Source organism: Microbulbifer weihaiensis, from assembly GCF_048323715.1.
Taxonomy (GTDB): domain Bacteria; phylum Pseudomonadota; class Gammaproteobacteria; order Pseudomonadales; family Cellvibrionaceae; genus Microbulbifer.
The window spans coordinates 143,360-162,887 of sequence record NZ_JBLWFL010000005.1 but is presented as its reverse complement, the minus strand read 5'-3'; the positions used below and the strand labels follow the sequence as shown (position 1 = coordinate 162,887).

The window sequence follows — 19,528 nt, the reverse complement described above, 5'->3', positions numbered from 1 at the left end:
GGCCGTGGCGAGCGTTTATGAGTGCACGGCAAGCGCCATGTGCACACTCACTCTGTATCTGTTTTGGACTCCAGGATCTCGCCACTGTTGGGATCGACGAGGAGTTCGTACTTTTCCCCTTCTTTGAACGCCTCAATCTCCCAGCGCTCCTTCTCCAGGGACACCTCAATGATCGGGGTAAAACCCTGCTGCTCCAGCTTGGTGAGCACCACCGACAGCGCCATGGCGCCGGGAGGTGGTTTTTCATCTGCGAGCAGCGGTTGCGCGAATGCCAGAGTGCCGAGGGCCATCCCGGCCAGCGTCGTGCGGAGTTTTTTCATCTGATCACCATGTCGTTGAATGTCTCAGATCTGGGTTGTCGGTGCAATTCACTCTTGGTCGGAGCCGGTTGGTGAAAGTCGCTGTTGCATCATGAAACACCACTCATCGCTGCCGCCGTCAGGCCCGTGCGCGCCATCGCCGCCGGTGAGCTTGTCGACCGCAGCAAACCACTCGTCACTGCCGACCGCCGGCAGTCCGGATGGATACTGGTTGGCGACGTCCTGGCTGTGGATACTGAGCACCTGCTGGTTGACCCACTCAAACCACGGATCCGTGCAGATGAGCTGTCCCATTGAGTTCGGGCCAGAGTTCTGGCTGTCGACAGATGAGTCGTCAGCTGAGCTTTCAGTGCCCGCACTGCTGTCGCTCTGTGATGCGGCATCATTGTCTTCCTGACCGGGGCTGGTCGGCTGGGCGGCGGGGGCTACGTCGGGATCGTGGGTTTCCGTTTGCCTGCCACAGCCAGCGAGGGCGAGAGTGGACAGCAGGGCAATGATCCAAAGGTTGGATCCCGCGGATACTCTCTTCATCGATGCTCTCTTCATGGATACTCCATAGGCATTGCGGTTATCCGGTTCGCTAGTAAGCATAGGTTGAAATTTGCGACTTGCTAAATCGCATTTTCAGTGTCCCCGGGCATCGCGGGCACCTGGCCGCGCGACAGGCCTTTGTGCGGCAGATGATTGACTTTACTGTGGCTTTTAAATGAGAATCCTTCTCAAATTGAGACATGCTAAGGATCAAAAATGGATATTCGGTCGAGAATTGCTGCGTTGGTTTGTGCCCTGGGCGCGATGTCCGGGCCGGTGGCTTCGGTGCACGCCGCAGAACAGGTGAACATCTACTCCTACCGCCAGCCGTTTCTGATTCAACCGGTGCTGGACAAATTTACCGAAGAGACCGGTATCGAGACCCGGGTGGTATTTGCCAGCAAGGGGCTGAATGAGCGGTTGCAGCGGGAAGGGCGCAACAGCCCCGCAGATGTGGTGCTGACTTCCAATACCAGCAACCTGACCGAGCTGGTGAGCAAAGGCCTGGCACAGCCCGTCGAGAGTGAGATCCTGGAGAAAAATATCCCGGCGCAGTTCCGCGACCCGAAAGGCGAATGGTTTGGCCTGACAACCCGGGCGCGCCTGATCTACGCGTCTAAAGACCGGGTAAAGCCCGGTGAAATCACCCGCTATGAAGACCTGGCCGATCCCAAGTGGAAGGGGCGCATCTGCACCCGCAGCGGCAAGCACCCGTATAACCTCTCGCTGTTCGCTTCGATGATTGCCAACCACGGCGTCGAGGAAACCCGCACCTGGCTCGAAGGCGTCAAGGCGAATTTGGCGCGCAAGCCGCAGGGCAATGACCGTGCCCAGGTCAAAGCGATCAGCGAGGGCGTGTGTGACCTGTCGCTGGGCAACAGCTATTACTTCGGCAATATGATTACCAACACCGAGCAGCCGGAACAGATCGAGTGGGCCAAGTCCGTCAATCTGGTATTCCCCAACCAGCAGGATCGCGGAACCCACATGTTCATTTCCGGTGCGGCGGTGACCAAGCACGCGCCGAACCGCGACAACGCGGTAAAACTGCTGGAGTTCCTGAGCGGACCGGGCGCTCAGCACCTGTATGCGGAAATGAATTTTGAATTCCCGGTACGCCCCGGCACGCCGCGCTCTGCGCTGATCAATCAGTACATTGGTGACTTCAAGGAAGACAGCATGAGCCTGACGGAAATCGGGGCGCATGTACCGGAAGCGTCCAGGCTTGTGGATGAAGTGGGCTTCGATTTCTGACGTTGTGGATAAACGCCTTTAGAATGCCGGGTCAATGCCCGGCATTTTTTTGTTTGCGAGATGTGATATTCCCGTGCTGAATCTGTTCAAAACCCGATGGGGACTGACGGTCGCCCTGATCGCTGGCGTGGTTGCGCTGCCAGTGCTGTCCATTTTCTGGCTGGCGTTCTCCCCGGAGGAGAACATCTGGCCGCACCTCTATGAGACAGTGCTGTTCCACTACGTAGGTGCCACGCTGGTGCTCGCTGCCGGGGTCGGTCTGCTGACACTGGTTGCGGGGGTAGGCGCGGCCTGGCTGGTGACCATGTGCCGCTTTCCGGGGCGGGGTTTCTTCCAGTGGGCGCTGTTACTGCCATTTGCGGTGCCCGCTTACGTGATCGCCTACGTGTACACCGACCTGCTCGAGTACGCCGGGCCGGTACAGCGCGCGCTGCGCGGCTGGTTTGGCTGGCAGAGCAGCCGCGAATACTGGTTCCCGGAAATCCGCAGCATGGGCGGCGCCATCGCCATGCTGTCGCTGGTGCTCTATCCCTATGTGTATATGCTCGCGCGCGCCGCCTTCCTCGAACAGTGCGGCACCATTCGCGCGGCCAGCCGGGTGCTCGGTTGTTCGCCGTGGCACAGCTTCCTGCGTGTCTCCCTGCCCATGGCGCGGCCGGCGATCGCGGTGGGCCTCTCGCTGGTGTTGATGGAAACCCTGAACGATTTCGGCACGGTGGATTTCTTCGCAGTGCGCACCCTGAGCGTGGGTATCTACGATACCTGGCTCAGCCGCGGCAACCTGAGTGGCGCCGCGCAGATAGCCTGCAGCACACTGGTGTTTGTGGTGCTGCTGGTAGCACTGGAGCGGCTGGGGCGCCGGCGCCAGCGGCATTTCACCAGCGCGAGCTCGCGCCGCGACGACAGCTACACCTTGCGCGGCAGCCGGGCGCTGGCGGCAGCCGCCTTCTGTTCCCTGCTGGTCACCGGTGGCTTCGGTATCCCGCTGCTGGTACTGGGCAATTATGTCCTGCAGAACTTCGCCAGCTACTGGGATTCCCGCTTTATCGAAATCGCCGGTAACAGCCTGTTATTGTCGGTCGCAGCCGCTGCGGCAACCGCCTTTCTGGGGTTGCTGCTGGCCTATGGACGGCGCCTGCAGCCCGGCCGCTCGATCTCGGCTCTAGTGGGACTGTCCAAGCTCGGATATGCGATGCCCGGGGCGGTACTGGCGATCGGTGTGCTGATCCCGCTGGCGGCGTTCGACAATGCCCTGGATGCTTTCCTGCGCACACATTTCGACGTATCCATCGGGCTGCTGCTCAGTGGCAGCCTGTTCGCGGTGCTGTTTGCCTACACGGTGCGATTCCTCGCGGTGGCGGCCGGAGCCATCGAAACGAGCCTGGAAAAGGTCACGCCGTCCATGGATCGCGCGTCGCGCTCACTGGGGCGCAACAGCTGGCAGACGCTGTGGCAGGTACACCTGCCCTTGATCCGCGCCGGTGTGCTGAGCGGTGCACTGGTGGTGTTCGTGGACTGCATGAAGGAGTTGCCGGCGACCCTGCTGCTGCGGCCATTTGGGTTCGAAACCCTGGCTACGTACGTGTACCAGTTTGCGTCGGATGAAATGCTCGAGCGCTCGGCGCTGGGGTCACTGATGATCGTGCTGGTGGGGCTGCTGCCAGTGATTTTGTTGAGTCGGTCGATGGGGCGCTCGAAAAGTCGGCAGTCGGAAACCGCGGACGTGGTGGAAAGTACCGAAGCGCCTTCTCTGGGCTAGGCAACGGATCGGCCGGGCGATTGGCCGCCGGGTTTCGATGGTCAGCTCCCGGCGCTGGGCGCGACGCAAAAAAAATCCCGGAAGTTTCCGGGATTTTTTTTGCTGGATAGGGAAGCGCTTACAGTGCGGATGCCGCGCCTGCCGCCTCAGCGCCGGCGGCATCCACCAGTGCGGGTCCTTCGTCATTCGCTGCCGCGGCCGCCAGGCGCTGCTCTTCGATACGGCTGTTCCAGGTCAGGAGTGCCTGGTAATGGCGGATGTTCTGCACGTAGGTGACCGGCTCCCAGCCACGGGCGTAGCCGTGTTTCAGGTGTTTGTAGTACTGGCGCTTGGCAAGCAGGGGCAGGTGATCGCGCACATCGGGCCAGCGATCCGGGTTGCCGCCCAGCTTTTCGGTGAGGATCCGTGCATCTTCCAGGTGGCCATAGCCGACGTTGTATGCGGCCAGTGCCATCCAGGTGCGATCCGGCTCGCGGATACGCTCGGGGATCTTGTCGCGCACCTGCAGGAAATAGCGGGTACCGCCATCGATGCTTTCGAGCGGGTCGAGGCGGTTCACACCCATTTCCTTCGCTGTGGCGCGGGTCAGCATCATCAGGCCGCGCACGCCGGTAGGCGACTTGGCGCGGGGGTTCCAGTGGGATTCCTGGTAGCTCAGTGCGGCCAGCAGTTCCCAGTCGAGCTCGTATTTCTCCGCGGCCTTCTGCAGCTCATCCCGCCAGCGGGGCAGGCGTTCACGGGTCAGCTGGGCGAACGTCTGGGCGCCGCCTACGTTCATTTTGCTCACGTGGCCAAAGTGCAGCTCCCGCAACTCCGCAACCAGGCCGCCGGTGTTCGCCCGCAGCATGAAGTTGCGCGCGGCGCGGTACAGGGTGTCGTCGTCACTTTGCGGGAAGGCCCAGGATACCGGCTGGTATTGGGTCAGGTTGAAGGCCACGTAGGTGTTGGGGTAGAGACCGCGGTGTACCGCGTAGGCGTTGGAGTCAACCACGGCGTAGTGGAACTTGCCTGAATTGACCATATCCACCAGCTCCATGGCGTCGGCATCGGAGACTTCTTCCCACTGCAGGCCCGGATAGCGCTCGGACAGCTTGCGGAGCTGCTCGGCGTGGGCACTGCCGGCGATGGTGGCCACCGTTTTACCTTCCAGGTCAGCGATGCTGCGGGGGCGGGTCTCACCGAGGCGGTAAATCACCTGCTGGCGGATCTCGAAATAGGAGGGGGCAAAGCGTACCTGCTCGCGGCGCTCCGGGGTGACGGTCAGCGCGGCGGCGGCCAGATGGGCATCGGAGTCCGGGCTGCTGAGTTCGCGGAACAGGTGCGGCAGGTCGTGCACATCGCGGATTTCGAGCTTGACCCCGAGCTCGCGGGCAAACGCCTTGAGCATGTCGTACTCGAAGCCGGTGTAATGACCGTTGGCATCTTCGTAATAGGTGGTGGGGCCGTTTTGGGAGAGAACCACCAGGGTGCCTGACGCCTTGACCTTCTCAAGCGTGCTCGGCGCCTTGCTGGCCACCAATAGCGAGGCACAACAGGCCAGAGCAGCCCCTTTGAGGAGGCGGCGGCTGTAGCGCAGCAGTCGGCTTTTCATGATCATAGGCAGTTCCCTCGAGTCCGTTCTTTGCTTTATTTTCAGTGACGTCGCACCTAGCACCGGGGGCTCCCGGGGCGCGTCCGTCTCGCGGTCAGCTATCCTTTGCTACCCGCGTTCGGTACCCGGCTGTACATAATTTGGTCTGGCTCGGGTCAAAAGCGCGGCAATTTTACCCTAAACCCAATCCGAAAGACCAATCCCAAAGATATGGCGTTTATTGCTTTGTGAACAGTCGGCTTGTTTTGCCCCGTTAAGTGTAGTAGGTCGCGCCGGTGTGAAGTTTGTACCGGGGCAGTCGGGGTTGTCCGATGCGCCAGGAATTACTCCTTATGCCGGCCGACGAACTAGCTTGTCTATATATGCTCATCTTTACTGGCAGAGCAGTGTTGGAGACGCTGAGCTTCAGGTACAATGCGCGCGCTCCGATTCCCGGTGCCTCTGTGGGGCCTTATAAGCCACTGTTCCCAGTCCCGCAGGTGCTCAAAATCCAGACAAGAGGCCAACTCCCGCGATGCTAGTTCTGCGTGGTGCTCCCGCACTGTCGAAATTTCGCCATCAAAAACTTCTCAACCAACTCCGTGCGTTGCAGCCAGCCATTGCCGACGTCTATGCCGAGTTTGTCCACTTCGCCGACAGCAAGAAGCTGAGCAAGAAAGACCAGGCGCTGCTGGAGCGCCTGCTGCAGTACGGTCCCACCGAGGAAAAGCATCAGCCAGAGGGCGAACTGCTGTTGGTTGTACCGCGCCCCGGCACCATCTCGCCCTGGTCTTCCAAGGCGACGGACATTGCCCACAATGCCGGCTTGACCCAGATTCACCGTCTGGAGCGGGGTCTTGCCTACTACATTAGTGGAGTCAAATTAACCGAGGCTGAACGAGCCGAGCTGGCGGCCGAGCTGCACGACCGCATGGTTGAGAGCGTATATTTTGAGCTGACGCAGGCCGAGCAGCTGTTCCAGGTGGAAAAAGCCCGCCCCATGGGCAGTGTCGACGTGCTGAAGGGCGGCCGCAAGGCGCTGGCCGAAGCCAACGTAAGCCTGGGCCTGGCACTGGCGGAAGACGAGATCGATTACCTGCTGACCAGCTTCGAAGAGCTGGAGCGCAACCCCACTGATGTGGAGCTGATGATGTTCGCCCAGGCGAACTCTGAGCACTGCCGCCACAAGATCTTCAACGCCAGCTGGACCATCGATGGCGAAGAGATGCCGCACTCCCTGTTCGGCATGATCAAGAACACCTACCAGAAGGGCGGCGAGAACGTCCTGTCGGCCTACGCGGATAACGCTGCGGTAGTTGTGGGCCATGAAGCGGGCCGCTTCTACCCGGATCCGGAGACCAAGGAATACGGCTTCAGCCAGGAAGCCATCCACCTGCTGATGAAGGTGGAAACCCACAACCACCCGACCGCCATTGCACCTTTCTCGGGTGCGGGTACCGGTGCCGGCGGTGAAATCCGCGACGAAGGTGCGGTAGGCCGCGGCTCCAAGCCGAAAGTGGGCCTGACCGGTTTCACCGTGTCCAACCTGCAGATCCCGGGTCACCTGCAGCCGTGGGAAGTGAACTACGGCAAGCCCGAGCGCATTGTGACCGCACTCGACATCATGATCGAAGGCCCCATCGGCGGTGCCGCGTTCAACAATGAATTTGGCCGTCCGAACATCTGCGGCTACTTCCGTACCTTTGAAGAAGACTTCGGCGGTGAGCGCCGCGGTTACCACAAGCCCATCATGCTGGCTGGTGGTTACGGCAATATCCGTGAAGAACACGTAGACAAGCCGCCGTTCCAGCCTGGTGCCAAGCTGATCGTCCTCGGCGGCCCGGCGATGCTGATCGGCCTCGGTGGTGGTGCGGCCTCCAGTATGGCCAGCGGCACCAGCTCCGCGGATCTGGACTTTGCCTCCGTGCAGCGCCAGAACCCGGAAATCGAGCGCCGCTGCCAGGAAGTGATCGACCAGTGCTGGCAGCTGGGCGACAAGAACCCCATCGCCTTTATCCACGACGTGGGTGCCGGCGGCCTGTCCAACGCCTTCCCGGAGCTGGTCAAAGACGGCGGCACTGGCGGCAAGTTCGAACTGCGCAATGTACCGTCCGACGAGCCGGGCATGAGCCCGCTGGAAATCTGGTGTAACGAATCCCAGGAACGCTACGTGATGGCGGTGATGCCGCAAGACCTCGAGCGTTTCCAGAAGATCTGTGAGCGCGAGCGCGCGCCGTTTGCGGTCGTTGGTGAGGCCACCAGCGAGAAGCACCTGACCCTGAACGACAAGCAGTTCGATGCCAAGCCGGTAGACCTGCCCATGTCCGTGCTGTTCGGCAAGCCGCCGAAGATGCATCGCGTGGCGGAAAAGGTGGAAGTTGAGACCACCGCATTCGATACCAGCAAGATCGACCTGAACGAAGCGGCCGAGCGCGTACTGCGCCTGCCCACCGTTGCCAGCAAGAACTTCCTGATCACCATCGGCGACCGCACCGTAACCGGCCAGGTCGCTCGCGACCAGATGGTTGGCCCCTGGCAGGTACCGGTTGCCGACTGCGCCGTGACCACCGTGGCCTACGACAGCTACGCCGGTGAAGCCATGTCCATGGGCGAGCGCACCCCGGTAGCACTGTTGGATGCGCCCGCATCCGGCCGCCTGGCGGTGGGTGAAGCGATCACCAACATCGCCTGTGCCCCGATCAAGCAGCTGTCTGACATCAAACTCTCCGCCAACTGGATGTGTGCTGCGGGCCACCCGGGCGAGGAAGAGAAGCTGTACCGCACCGTGGAAGCGGTGGGTATGGAGCTGTGCCCGGATCTCGGCATCACCATCCCGGTGGGTAAGGACTCCATGTCCATGCGCACCGCGTGGAACGACGGTGGTGTAGAAAAAGCCGTTACCGCGCCGCTGTCGCTGGTGATCTCCGCGTTCTCGCCGGTGAGCGACGTGCGCAAAGTGGTTACCCCGCAGCTGCGCCGCACCAAGAAAGGCGAGAGCGAACTGCTGCTGATCGACCTGGGTGCCGGTAAAAACCGCCTCGGTGGTTCCTGTCTGGCACAGGTCTACAACGAGCTGGGCGACAAGCCGGCCGACCTGGACGACGCCAAGCGTCTCAAGGGCTTCTTCGAAGTGATGCAGGAGCTGCTCGAGGAAGACAAAGTCATCGCCTACCACGACCGCGCCGACGGCGGCCTGTTCGCCACCCTGGCGGAAATGAGCTTTGCCGGCCGCGTGGGTATCGACGCAGAAGTATACGATCTGGGCGAAGACCCGGTTGCTGCGCTGTTCAGTGAAGAACTGGGTGCGGTACTGCAGGTGCCGGCTTCCGAAGCGGAAATGCTGGTGATGCGCTTTGCTGCGGTGGGCGTGCCCGCGCACCAGATCGGCCAGCTCAACGACAAGGAAGAGCTGCGCATTACCCGCAACGGCAAGGTGATCTTCAACCGCAAGCGCGCCGACCTGGAGCAGATCTGGAGCGAAACCAGCTACCGTATCCAGGCCCTGCGCGACAACGCCGACTGCGCCAAGCAGGAATTCGATGCCATCGCCAAGACGGCCGAGCAGGATCCGGGCCTGTCCGTGAACCTGACGTACGACATCAATGAAGATATCGCTGCGCCTTACATCAAGAAGGGCGTGCGCCCGAAAGTCGCGATCCTGCGCGAGCAGGGCGTGAACAGCCAGGTGGAAATGGCGCATTCCTTCCACCGCGCTGGCTTCAACGCCGTCGACGTGCACATGAGCGATATCCTCGCCGGCCGCGTTGAACTGGATCAGTTCAAGGGCCTGGTAGGCTGTGGTGGCTTCTCTTACGGTGACGTACTTGGCGCCGGTGAAGGCTGGGCCAAGACCATCCTGTTCAACGACCGTGCCCGCGACCAGTTCGAAGCCTTCTTCAACCGCAAGGACACCTTCGGTCTCGGCGTATGTAACGGCTGTCAGATGTTCTCCGTGATCAAGGAGCTGATCCCGGGTGCGGATCACTGGCCGCGCTTTGTGCGCAACCTGTCCGAACAGTACGAAGCGCGCTTCGCGCTGGTGGGCGTGGAGGACTCCCCGTCGGTGCTGTTCAAGGGCATGGCCGGATCCTACATGCCGGTAGCGGTTGCTCACGGCGAAGGCCGCGTGGAGTTCGCCAGCCAGCAGGCACTGGAAGCCTGTGAGCAGTCCGGCACCATCGCCATGCGTTTCCTGAACAACAACCAGCAGATTACCGAAACCTACCCGGCCAACCCGAATGGCTCGGTAAACGGTATTACCTCTCTGTGTTCCGAAGACGGCCGCGTGACCATCATGATGCCGCACCCGGAGCGTGTTGCCCGTGCCGTCAGCAACAGCTGGCACCCGGACGACTGGCAGGAGGACTCCGGCTGGATGCGCCTGTTCCGCAACGCGCGGGTATTTGTCGACTAAGGCAATATTCGCGAGTCCGCTTGCAGAGGAACAAAAAGCCCGCTCAATCGAGCGGGCTTTTTTATTGTTCCGAATACACTTTCCGTTTACCCTCTTGAGGGGCTTATCCCGTTAATTACAGTCGGCAGCAGTGTCCGTCAGATCTGCTTTTCCCGAGGAAGCAAACTCGCCGAATAATAAAATTTATAAAAAGTCGAATGGCCAAAAACCTGATCGAAGACGCAAAGTCTCTTGGGCAGGATGCGTTAATGCTGGCCAAATAAAAGCGGAGACATTATGAAGAGTAGGGTTGCAACATTGGCGTTATGTCTGTCCTTTGTCGGTTTGCTGCCTGCATGCGCAGAGCTAAAAGATACCGGAAGAACAATTGGGCATGGCACAAGAGATGTTGCCAAGGCGATAGGTCACGCCAGTCGGGATACCGCTAAAGCCATTGGTAAAAACACGAAAAAGATTGTGGATGATATCGATAACGAAGACGAACAATAATAGCGAAAGGATTTAACGTTGACTTACCCGCTGGCGAGTTATCCTGTGATATCTCAGGGGTTGAAGTAGAGAAACATAATGGATGAAGCCGTAGCGGCTGATTGCCGAAAACGATGCTTGTGCAGCTATAAATCTGCTAACCCACGGTAAAGCCCACTAAATTCAGCGGATTTTTTTGTGGGTTAGCTATTTTTACGACCATATACTGCGTGATTTTTAAAAAATCATTTGGGCGTATTCAGCGAAGCAAGAATCTTGGCTATCGAACTGTTTTGCAGCTTACCCGTTGGCGGCATAAAGCCAGATTCGCTGGTGAGCTTTCGTTCCAGTAACGTCACGCCATCGGCTTGTTGCAACCATCCGTCCTCTCGGTTCAGCAGTTGCCCGGGGTTTCCCTGGAGTTCATTGTGGCAACCGGCGCAATTTTCCAGCAGAAGGTGTTTTACCGGGCCGTCAAAGTTGATGCCGTCGATAGCTGCTTGCTGAATCCGAGGCTGTTTGCCAACGTAGGGTTGGCCATTGGATAGGCGCAGCAGCGCCTTGTTCTTGTCATCCACAATTAGTATTGAACCATCCTGCAGCTCTAGCAGGCCCACCGGGGCACCTTCCGGCCTTACGCCTTGTTGCTGATTCCACTGGCCGATTACTTCCGTGTGCTGGGCATCTGCGCCGCTACCATCGCGCGGCGCGAGGGTGTGCGAAGTGAATGCTTGCTCCGGCGGGATAGGATCCCGCTGGTAGGTCACGCGATCACGCAGTAGCGGCAATCCTTCCGCATTAACGGGGTAGCTCACCAGGCGATTACCGATAACCCGATAGCCGTGCCAGCTGACGAGCAACTGGTTTTTCAGCGCGGGAATGCGGTCACCGCGGTAATAGATCATATCCAGGGGTGCTACATGGGGCGGCATCAGGCTGTAGGGCTCCACGTAATCCGGTTGATTACAGCCGTCTGCAATGTAGCCTGTGTCCAGCTTCCTGTTGACGCAATAGGGCCAACCGTAAAATCCACCGCGGCGAATTATGTTGATTTCTTCGTGGGGCTCCTCCGCATCCTTGAGATCTGTACTGTTCTCCGCCTGTAGTATGGTTCCACTTGGGTGTACCAGTAGTGCGACGGAATTGCGCAATCCACTGGCGTAGAGCTCGAAGTTTGCGTCCCAGCGACCGGTCTCGGGCAGGTAACGGTATCTTCGCAGTCCGACAGCCGCAATTTCGTCACAGCGCTGCTGGCCGGCTGCCAAACCGCAGTCGTCAGTCCTGGAGCCCGCATTCACAAGCAGGTCACCATTTGCAAGGAATACAAAACTGGTCAGCGGGTGCAGGTGTTTGCCCGCTGCAAAGGGCAGGTTGTCGACGATGGTTTCTGGCGGCGTCAGTTCGCCGCCTTGCAGGCGAAAGCGGGTGATCCGGTCGGCCTCACCGAGGTAGATGTATCCACCGGGGCCAAACTTGATGTCGTGGGGTAAGTTCAGGCCTGTGGATAACTTGCGTGCGCTGAGCAACTGGCTGTACTGATCATCGGAAAATTCCAGCGACCAGAGCATTCCGCGTTTCGCGCCCCAGCCCCCCATATCGGTAACCAGTAATTGCCTTTGCGGTGAAACTTCCAGGGCCTTGCGTGGTTTGATAAAGGCCGCACCGCGGGCAGCATTTGCAACCAGGCCGAGGCAGGTATTCTCCATTGTGCCCACCGCCAGTTGCGGTAGGCCGTCACAGTTGCTGTCCAGGGGCTGATAATTTGCGGAGGAGAGGGATGCATAAAGGCCGAACACCAGCCCAGTCATCCATGTGCGGGGTAAATCCATAACTCAAAAACTCTTACAATCCGATCACCGGCAGTCGTGGCCAGTGGATTGGTCGATCTGACCGGGGCGGCAAGTTAGCGGATCTTTCTTGGTCTGTTAAGAGAAACTTGGATCAGCGACTGTATATATATTGGTTGGAAATAAAACGGTAATATTGCCGGCCTCGAATTCAAGGATGTAACAGGGCAGGATGACAATGGATCTGCAATATCAGTACCGCAAACGGCGCGTAACTCTGGATCGGAAAAACGAATTCCGTTTTGGCGAAGGGAAAATCAGCGGCTATGCCTCAGTATTCCTGGGTGCTTTGAGCCTGCTCGCTGTTCTTGCTTATCGCTATCCGGCGTACCTCACTACCATTGAACTTCGCCAGGTATACGATGCGGAATTCCTGCAGCAGATACTGAAGTACGGTATGTACTTTTCGCTGCTGTTTGGCGTTCTCACTTTTATATTTGGTCGTCACCGCCGTATGGGCACGGCAGGAATCAGCCTCACGTTGCTGGGATTTGCCCTGGGTGGATATAACATCCCGGTTGGTCCGGTGGAGCCGGTGCGACTCTCACTGGGCGTCGACTGGCTGATCCTCGCCTTTCTCGGATCCGTCGGCGTGTTCATGACCCTGGAAAAGCTGTTCCCGAAATATCGCAACCAGGTCATCCTGCGGCGGGAATGGGATCTGGATCTTTTCTACTTCTGTTTCAACCACCTGGCGATTTCCGCCATTCTCATTTATGGCAACTACCACGCCAGCCATTTTGACTGGGCCCTAAGCCCGGCGGTACACGATGTGGTACAGGGCGTACCCATCTGGCTGCAGGTAGTGTTGATCGTACTGTGCGCGGACTTTGTACTGTATTGGGAGCACCGTCTCTACCACGAGGTACGCTGGCTGTGGCCTGTGCATGCGGTGCATCATTCGGTGGAGCAAATGGACTGGCTCGCGGGTTCCCGTGGGCATTTTTTCCAGGTGTTTTCCGAGCGCGCGCTGGTGATGATACCGCTGTATCTACTGGGGGCCGACAAGACCGCGCTGGATATCTATGTGGCTTTTGCGGCCTTGCAGGCGATCCTGATTCACTGCAACGTCCGTTTTTCGTTTGGATTCCTCAGATACATTTTTGTGACGCCGCAATTTCACCACTGGCACCACAGCTCGGAAAAGCCGGCGATCGACACCAACTATTCGGCGCACACAGTACTGTTTGATCGCCTTTTCAATACCTACCATATGCCCGGGCAACACTGGCCAGCGGAGTATGGAACCACCGTGCGTCTGCCGCGTTCATTTATTGGCCAGTTACTTCACCCACTCAGGGCTGTGCAGAAAATGCGCAGGTCGCGTAGCGTCGGGTAGGTGGGTTAAACGGGGCAAGCGAGTAGCGCAGTAAATGAGTCAGGGGCGGGCAGGGCCCCTGACGTCGAATTTGGAGCGCTGCGTACTGGTGTGATGCCATTTGCTCCGGGACGCCATGCGCAGCGTGGCGGGCAAATTTCATATTCTCGTCTACACTTAAAACAATAACGGCAATAACTTTTTACGCATGGTGAAACTTCCGCAATTACTTGCCGAGTATATTTCAGCACTTCCTCGCGAGCGTCGTGAGCGAATTGCCGCCGTGCAACGAATGAGTGTCGCGCATTTCCCCCTGGCGCGGCTTCCCCAGAAGTACCAGATGCCTACCTGTGAACAGGGCAATGGCTGGGCCGCCAGCGGCAACCTAGCGCACTATGTGTCACTGTATACCGGCGAGCGGCGGCGTATTCAGCTATCTCTGGATGCCCCTCAGCCACGAAAGGTGGCACAGGCTGCCACAACTTTCGCGATAGCGACCTCATCACTAAACAGGAATTACGTCCGGTGTCGGCCTCTGCGTTCAGCAAAGGCAGGCACGCCGCGGCGAGTGCAGGATCTGTAGCAAGGATTGGTGACCCATAAGGAGACGGCAATGGGATATAACAAACTGCTGGCGGAAAAGGTGCGCGACTTGCTGAAGCCGAATGACGGCCTGAGCGAAAAGCAGATGTTTGGCGGTCTCGCGTTCATGTTGAACGGCAATATGGCGTGTGGCGTGGTTGGTGAGGAGTTGATGGTGCGGGTCGGCCCCGAGAATTACGACGACGCCCTCAGTGAGCGCTATACCCGCCCCATGGACTACACGGGCCGGCCCCTCAAGGGCATGGTTTATGTAGAAGAAGATGCGATTGCCGAGGATCTTGATGCCTGGGTTAACAAGGGCGTCGAGTTTGCCGGTAACCTGCCGCCAAAGTAAGTCGCGCGGCGGCGAGCGGTATCTTGATTGCGCCGACGCAGGAGTGCTTCGGCGCATTGGCATTGGATAATCCCCCACGCTGCCGGCTCAGAGTCCGCGTTCCAGCTGTTGCGGGTCATCCAGCTTGGATGGCGCGGCAATACCGTCAATTTCAATAGTCAGGTGAAACACTTGCGGACACCGCTGTTTCAGTGCGGCTTCCAGAGAGTCGATGACCTGTTCTGTCGCTTCCAGCGTCGCCTGAATCGTGGCCCGGGTTTCGGCGTATTCAATCACCGCATCGGTGCGGCGATGTTCCGGTACGCGCTCCAGTAATTCCCGCTCATGGGTAGCGATACGCTCACGCATATTGCGCATCAGCACTTCCTCACGCAACTCTATTTCTGCCACCACTACGGTGTGGGTGTCGTCCACGATCACTGAGCGCAGGTCGTGGTAGCGCTCGATCTCACGGTGGTGTTTCACAATATCGTGAAACGCCCGTTCGGCGCCCTGGTCGCGCACGCTGGTAAGGTAACGCATATTGATCTTGCCGAGAAAGATTGCGGTGAGCCCCAGCATCAAAGCGATCAACACGGAAAAGCCGATATCCCACTTTGGGTTACCGGTGGTGTAAGTCATGGCGATACCGGTAGCCGCCAGAATCACACCGGTCACCGCGATGGAGTCTTCCAACAGCACCGCGAGCAGGGTTGGATCGTCTGCCGACATCAGGTAAGCAAAGGGATTGCGTCGACCAGCCGCGCGCATGCGTGAGAAAAATTCCTTGCCCGCCACCAGCAGCACGTAGCCCTCGAGTAAAAAGGCGATGACCAGAACCACCGCCGATATCCACACCGGCGCAATCTCCAGTCCCAGAAAAGAAACCGACTCCGGTGCCTGGGAGTGTCCGAGTTTGTGCCAGGAGTGCCAGGCGTGTGCCAGGCCGAGACCACAGCCGATGGAAAAAAGCCCGATCGCACTCCACAGGTTCCACAGGTACTTTTTCTGCCCGTGGCCGAATGCATACTCCTGGTCTGCCGGAAGCCCGCCGCGCTTGAGTCCAATCAGCAGGAAGATCTGATTCAGCGTATCCATGAGGCTGTGAACCGCCTCATTCATCATTGCCGCAGAGTGGGTCACCAGTGCCGCGATGGTTTTGAGCACCGTAATGATTGCATTGACACAAATCGCGTAAAGGACAGCTTTCTTTGAGCCTTGCGCCATGGTTTCCCCCAATCGCCGGATGCAGGTGCGCTGTGGTTGCGGATTGAATGTTGTAGCGCCAACGAGGATCGCTGTCGCGCGATGATCCAAAAGTATAGGAAAAATACTGTGAAAATTACGTTTGATTAAGGAATGTATGGAACGTCATTAAGCGATTGAGATGATTTCCTCTGCCTATACTTCCCTCGGATTTGTAATTTGATTTTTGTCGCGGCTGTTTTTTCAGAGGGAGAATATGAAAAACACGTTTCACTTATGGTTGATGGCGATAGCGCTTTTTGCCTCGATGTCTGCAAGCGCCGCAGATAAGCCCAATATCCTCATCATCTGGGGGGATGACATTGGCATGTGGAATGTCAGCGCCTATCACCGCGGTATGATGGGTGGTTCAACCCCCAATATTGATCGCATCGCCAAAGAAGGCATGATTTTCATGGATCATTATGCCCAGGCATCCTGTACTGCGGGGCGGGCAGCCTTTATTACCGGCCAGTATCCCATACGTATTGGCCTCAGTACGGTGGGTTTGCCTGGCGCTGAGCAGGGTTTGAAAGCAGAGACGCCAACCCTGGCAGAAATGCTCAAACCTCATGGTTATGTTACCGGCCAGTTTGGCAAGAACCATCTGGGCGACCGGGATGAGCATCTGCCAACTGCTCACGGTTTTGATGAATTTTTTGGCATCCTCTACCACCTGAATGCCGGTGAATACCCAGAGCAATACGACTATCCCAAAGACCCCGCAGTCCAGAAACAATTCGGGCTGAAAATGCGCGGCATTATCCACTCGAAGGCAATGGCCGATGGCAAGCAGAAAATCGAGGACATGGGCGCCTGGGGAAAAGAACGGCAGCGCAATATCGATCAGGAAGTACTGGAGCAATCCAAGCGCTTTATTACCGATGCGGTGAAAGCCAAAAAACCATTCTTCGTCTGGCACAACACGACACGTATGCATTACCGCACCAACCTGAGTAAGGAATATGCGGGAAAAAGTGGCTATGGCATCTACGCCGACGGCATGATGGAACTGGATGATGACGTCGGTGAGCTACTGGATCTGCTCGACAAACTCGGGGTGGCCGACAATACGCTGGTCATGTTCTCCACCGACAACGGTGCGGCGTCGAACTCCTGGCCCGATGGTGGCAACCAGCCGTTCCATGGGGAAAAAGGTGTCGGCGGCTGGGAAGGCGGTTTTCGCGTACCGATGCTCGTGAAATGGAAAGGCCGTATTCCCGCAGGTGTTTCCACCGGTGAATTTATGACCATGGAGGATTGGGTGCCGACCATCATGGCCATCGTCGGTGAAAAAGACATCAAGGAAAAGCTGCTTTCGGGAACCAAGATCGGCGACAAGAGCTTCAAGGTGCATCTCGATGGTTACGACCAGACAGACTTGCTGCTAAAGCAGGGAAAAACCAAGCGCAAGGAATTCTACTACTTCACCGAAACCACCTTCCACGGCATGCGCCATGGCGACTGGAAGTTCCTGTTCATCGATCAGGAAGAATGGTTCCGGGGAAGTCAGATACCCCTGACTACCCCATATATCGTCAACCTGAAACTGGATCCGTTTGAACGCTTTATCGACGCCCGCGGTTACGATGAGTGGGCGGAAAACCGCAGCTGGACGCTCGGCCCGGCCGGTGCACAGATCCAACAGTTCGTTAAAAGCTTCCAGGAATTTCCGCCCGTGCAGAAGAGCTTTTCTGCGCAGGTTGGGGAGGTCAGCACGCTGATCAATTCACTTGCGGGCCAGCAACGGTAGCAGCATGTAGGTTGATAACGTACTAAAGGCGTAGTTTTTGCCCCGTCACTATACGCGATCGCCACTGACTCTGGCGTTGCCCATGGTGCGGGGCAAACTTCATTAAACACATGAAAATTCGAAGGCCGGTATGAATAAGCAAGGATGGGGTTTTTCGGTTCTCGCTGCGGTTATTGCGTTGTCTGCCTGTAGTGGAGAGAAACAGGGGAAGCCAGCAACCGAAGTCGAAATTACAAAAGAGACGACACGGGCAGAAGGGAAGCCTCAAATAGAGACCGGCACACAGTCTACGACCGATGATTCGACGAAAAACGAGAAAATCATCAGTGAAGAACTCGGTTCCGATACTGAACGTTCCAGCTATCCAACCCAGGCTTACTTCGGCGATACCCATGTGCACACTGGCTGGTCGGCCGATGCGGGTATGGACGGCGCCATTCTTACGCCAGAGGATGCCTATCGATTTGCCCTTGGTGAAGAGGTGACTTCCAACAGCGGGCTCAAGGCCAAGCTCGCGCGCCCATACGACTGGTTCATGATTACCGACCATTCCGATGGCATGGGCGTGATCAATGAACTCATCGCCGGCAATCCGGAAATGATGTCGGATCCGATGCTGAAGCGCTGGAATGAAGCGCTCAATTCAGGCGATGAAAAAAAAGCGGCGGATGCCAAGAGCGAACTCATCGTGATGCAGTCCGAGGGCAAGCTGCCCAAGGAAGTGATGGATCCCAAGTGGATGAAGTCCGCATGGGAGAAAACCGTGGACGCCGCGGAGAAGTTCTACAAACCCGGCGAGTTTTCCACATTCATTGCCTACGAGTGGACGGTGAATGCGGATGGCGGTGACAACCTCCATCGCAATGTGATCTTCCGCGACGATGCCAGCAAGACCCGCAGCCTGTTGCCTCTCACCACATTCGAGACGCAGGATCCGGAAAAACTCTGGGCGTGGATGAAAGCCTACGAAGACAAGACCGGCGGCCGGGTGCTGGCGATCCCGCACAACGGCAATATGTCCAATGGCCGCATGTTCGAGGAAAAACGCTTCGACGGCTCGCCCATGACCAGGGAGTGGGCGGAAATGCGTGCCCGCTACGAACCGCTGTACGAAGTTACCCAGATCAAGGGCCAGAGTGAATCCCACCCGAGCCTGTCGCCGGAAGATGAGTTTGCCAACTGGGATCTGTGGGATCGCGGCAATCTGATCCTGAAGCCCAAGCCGCCCGGTTCCTTCCCGTACGAATACTGGCGCCCCGCGCTCAAGGCCGGGATGCGTCTCGAAAAGGAACTCGGCACCAATCCATTCCAGTACGGGGCAAATGGTGCAACCGATACGCACACAGGCCTCTCCACGCCGGATGACGATAACTTCTTCGGAAAATTCAAAACCCTGGAACCCAGTAACAAGACCCGCTGGGACTTTCCGCTGTTGAGCGGGCCCACCGACAGCTACATGGGCTGGGAAATGGCGGCGTCAGGCACGATGGGCGTGTGGGCCAGGGAGAATACCCGCGAGGCCATCTGGGACGCGATGATGCGCAAGGAGACCTTCGCCACCACCGGCCCGCGCATGACAGTGCGTTTCTTCGGCGGATTTGATTTCGAACAGGCTGACGCAGAAGGGGATCTGGCCGAAGCAGGTTACGCCAAAGGTGTACCCATGGGCGCCAAACTGAGCGGCGGTAAAGCCGGTCAGAAAATCAGGTTTCTGGTCGCGGCGATGAAAGACCCTGAAGGTGCCAACCTGGATCGGGTGCAGATCGTCAAGGGCTGGGTCGATGACGACGGCGAAACCCATGAAAAAATCTACAACGTCAAGTGGTCCGGCGACCGCAAGCTGGACGGGCAGGGGCACATCCCGCCTGTGGGGGACTCCGTTGATCTCGAAAACGCGACGTATAAAAACGATATCGGCGACGCCCAGCTACTGGGTTATTTCGAGGATGTGGATTTCAATCCTGCGCACAAAGCAGTGTATTACCTGCGCGTGCTGCAGATCCCCACACCGCGCTGGACTTTGTACGACAAAGTGCGCAACAAAATCGAAATGGACAAGAAGGTACCCATGGTGCAGCAGGAACGCGCCTTTTCCAGTCCCATCTGGTACACGCCATAAGGGCACCTGGATCA

General features: G+C 58.0%; 13 protein-coding genes. 8 read left to right on the top strand and 5 right to left on the bottom strand.

The features are described from left to right. Nucleotides 1-47: 47 nt before the first annotated feature. Nucleotides 48-320 carry a PepSY domain-containing protein gene (locus ACNKU7_RS06980; RefSeq protein ID WP_418296254.1) on the bottom strand — a complete coding sequence of 91 codons (273 nt, stop codon included), beginning with the start codon at nt 318-320 and terminating at the stop codon, nt 48-50. A gap of 48 nt (nt 321-368) precedes the next feature. Next, on the bottom strand, nt 369-851 hold the full coding sequence (locus tag ACNKU7_RS06975; protein WP_418296253.1) for a hypothetical protein: 483 nt from the start codon (nt 849-851) through the stop codon (nt 369-371). Nucleotides 852-1,067: 216 nt separating this feature from the next. Here ACNKU7_RS06975 and ACNKU7_RS06970 point away from each other — a divergent pair, with 216 nt between their 5' ends. Together ACNKU7_RS06970 and ACNKU7_RS06965 are read left to right on the top strand one after the other, a co-directional pair. Next, entirely contained in the window at nt 1,068-2,105 is a 1,038-nt protein-coding gene (locus ACNKU7_RS06970; protein ID WP_418296252.1) for a Fe(3+) ABC transporter substrate-binding protein, read from the top strand. Between the two features lie 73 nt (nt 2,106-2,178). Continuing rightward, nucleotides 2,179-3,864, top strand: coding sequence for an ABC transporter permease (locus ACNKU7_RS06965; RefSeq protein WP_418296251.1), 1,686 nt, complete (start codon nt 2,179-2,181; stop codon nt 3,862-3,864). Nucleotides 3,865-3,982: 118 nt separating this feature from the next. Here ACNKU7_RS06965 and mltF read toward each other — a convergent pair whose 3' ends face one another. Then, on the bottom strand, nt 3,983-5,461 hold the full coding sequence (gene mltF / locus ACNKU7_RS06960) for a membrane-bound lytic murein transglycosylase MltF (RefSeq protein ID WP_418296250.1): 1,479 nt from the start codon (nt 5,459-5,461) through the stop codon (nt 3,983-3,985). 508 nt (nt 5,462-5,969) lie between these two features. Between mltF and purL the strand changes: the two genes are divergently transcribed. Both purL and ACNKU7_RS06950 read left to right on the top strand, forming a co-directional pair. Beyond that, nucleotides 5,970-9,848, top strand: coding sequence for a phosphoribosylformylglycinamidine synthase (gene purL / locus ACNKU7_RS06955; RefSeq protein ID WP_418296249.1), 3,879 nt, complete (start codon nt 5,970-5,972; stop codon nt 9,846-9,848). A 276-nt stretch (nt 9,849-10,124) separates the two neighbouring features. Beyond that, on the top strand, nt 10,125-10,337 hold the full coding sequence (locus ACNKU7_RS06950; protein WP_418296248.1) for a hypothetical protein: 213 nt from the start codon (nt 10,125-10,127) through the stop codon (nt 10,335-10,337). 224 nt (nt 10,338-10,561) lie between these two features. Here the strand turns inward: ACNKU7_RS06950 and ACNKU7_RS06945 are convergent, their stop codons facing one another. After that, entirely contained in the window at nt 10,562-12,145 is a 1,584-nt protein-coding gene (locus tag ACNKU7_RS06945) for a PQQ-dependent sugar dehydrogenase (protein ID WP_418296247.1), read from the bottom strand. A gap of 196 nt (nt 12,146-12,341) precedes the next feature. Between ACNKU7_RS06945 and ACNKU7_RS06940 the strand changes: the two genes are divergently transcribed. Further along, a complete protein-coding gene (locus ACNKU7_RS06940) occupies nt 12,342-13,502 on the top strand; it encodes a sterol desaturase family protein (RefSeq protein WP_418296246.1) in 1,161 nt (386 codons plus the stop codon). 592 nt (nt 13,503-14,094) lie between these two features. Beyond that, entirely contained in the window at nt 14,095-14,418 is a 324-nt protein-coding gene (locus tag ACNKU7_RS06935) for a TfoX/Sxy family protein (protein WP_418296245.1), read from the top strand. 87 nt (nt 14,419-14,505) lie between these two features. On the opposite strand, the gene ACNKU7_RS06930 is transcribed toward ACNKU7_RS06935, so the two are convergent. Next, the gene (locus ACNKU7_RS06930; RefSeq protein WP_418296244.1) at nt 14,506-15,624 is read right to left on the bottom strand and encodes a cation diffusion facilitator family transporter; all 1,119 of its coding nucleotides are present in this window, start codon (nt 15,622-15,624) and stop codon (nt 14,506-14,508) included. A gap of 235 nt (nt 15,625-15,859) precedes the next feature. Between ACNKU7_RS06930 and ACNKU7_RS06925 the strand changes: the two genes are divergently transcribed. Together ACNKU7_RS06925 and ACNKU7_RS06920 are read left to right on the top strand one after the other, a co-directional pair. Then, nucleotides 15,860-17,395, top strand: coding sequence for an arylsulfatase (locus ACNKU7_RS06925; protein WP_418296243.1), 1,536 nt, complete (start codon nt 15,860-15,862; stop codon nt 17,393-17,395). A gap of 130 nt (nt 17,396-17,525) precedes the next feature. Further along, nucleotides 17,526-19,514, top strand: coding sequence for a DUF3604 domain-containing protein (locus ACNKU7_RS06920; RefSeq protein WP_418296242.1), 1,989 nt, complete (start codon nt 17,526-17,528; stop codon nt 19,512-19,514). The last annotated feature ends 14 nt before the right edge of the window (nt 19,515-19,528 follow it).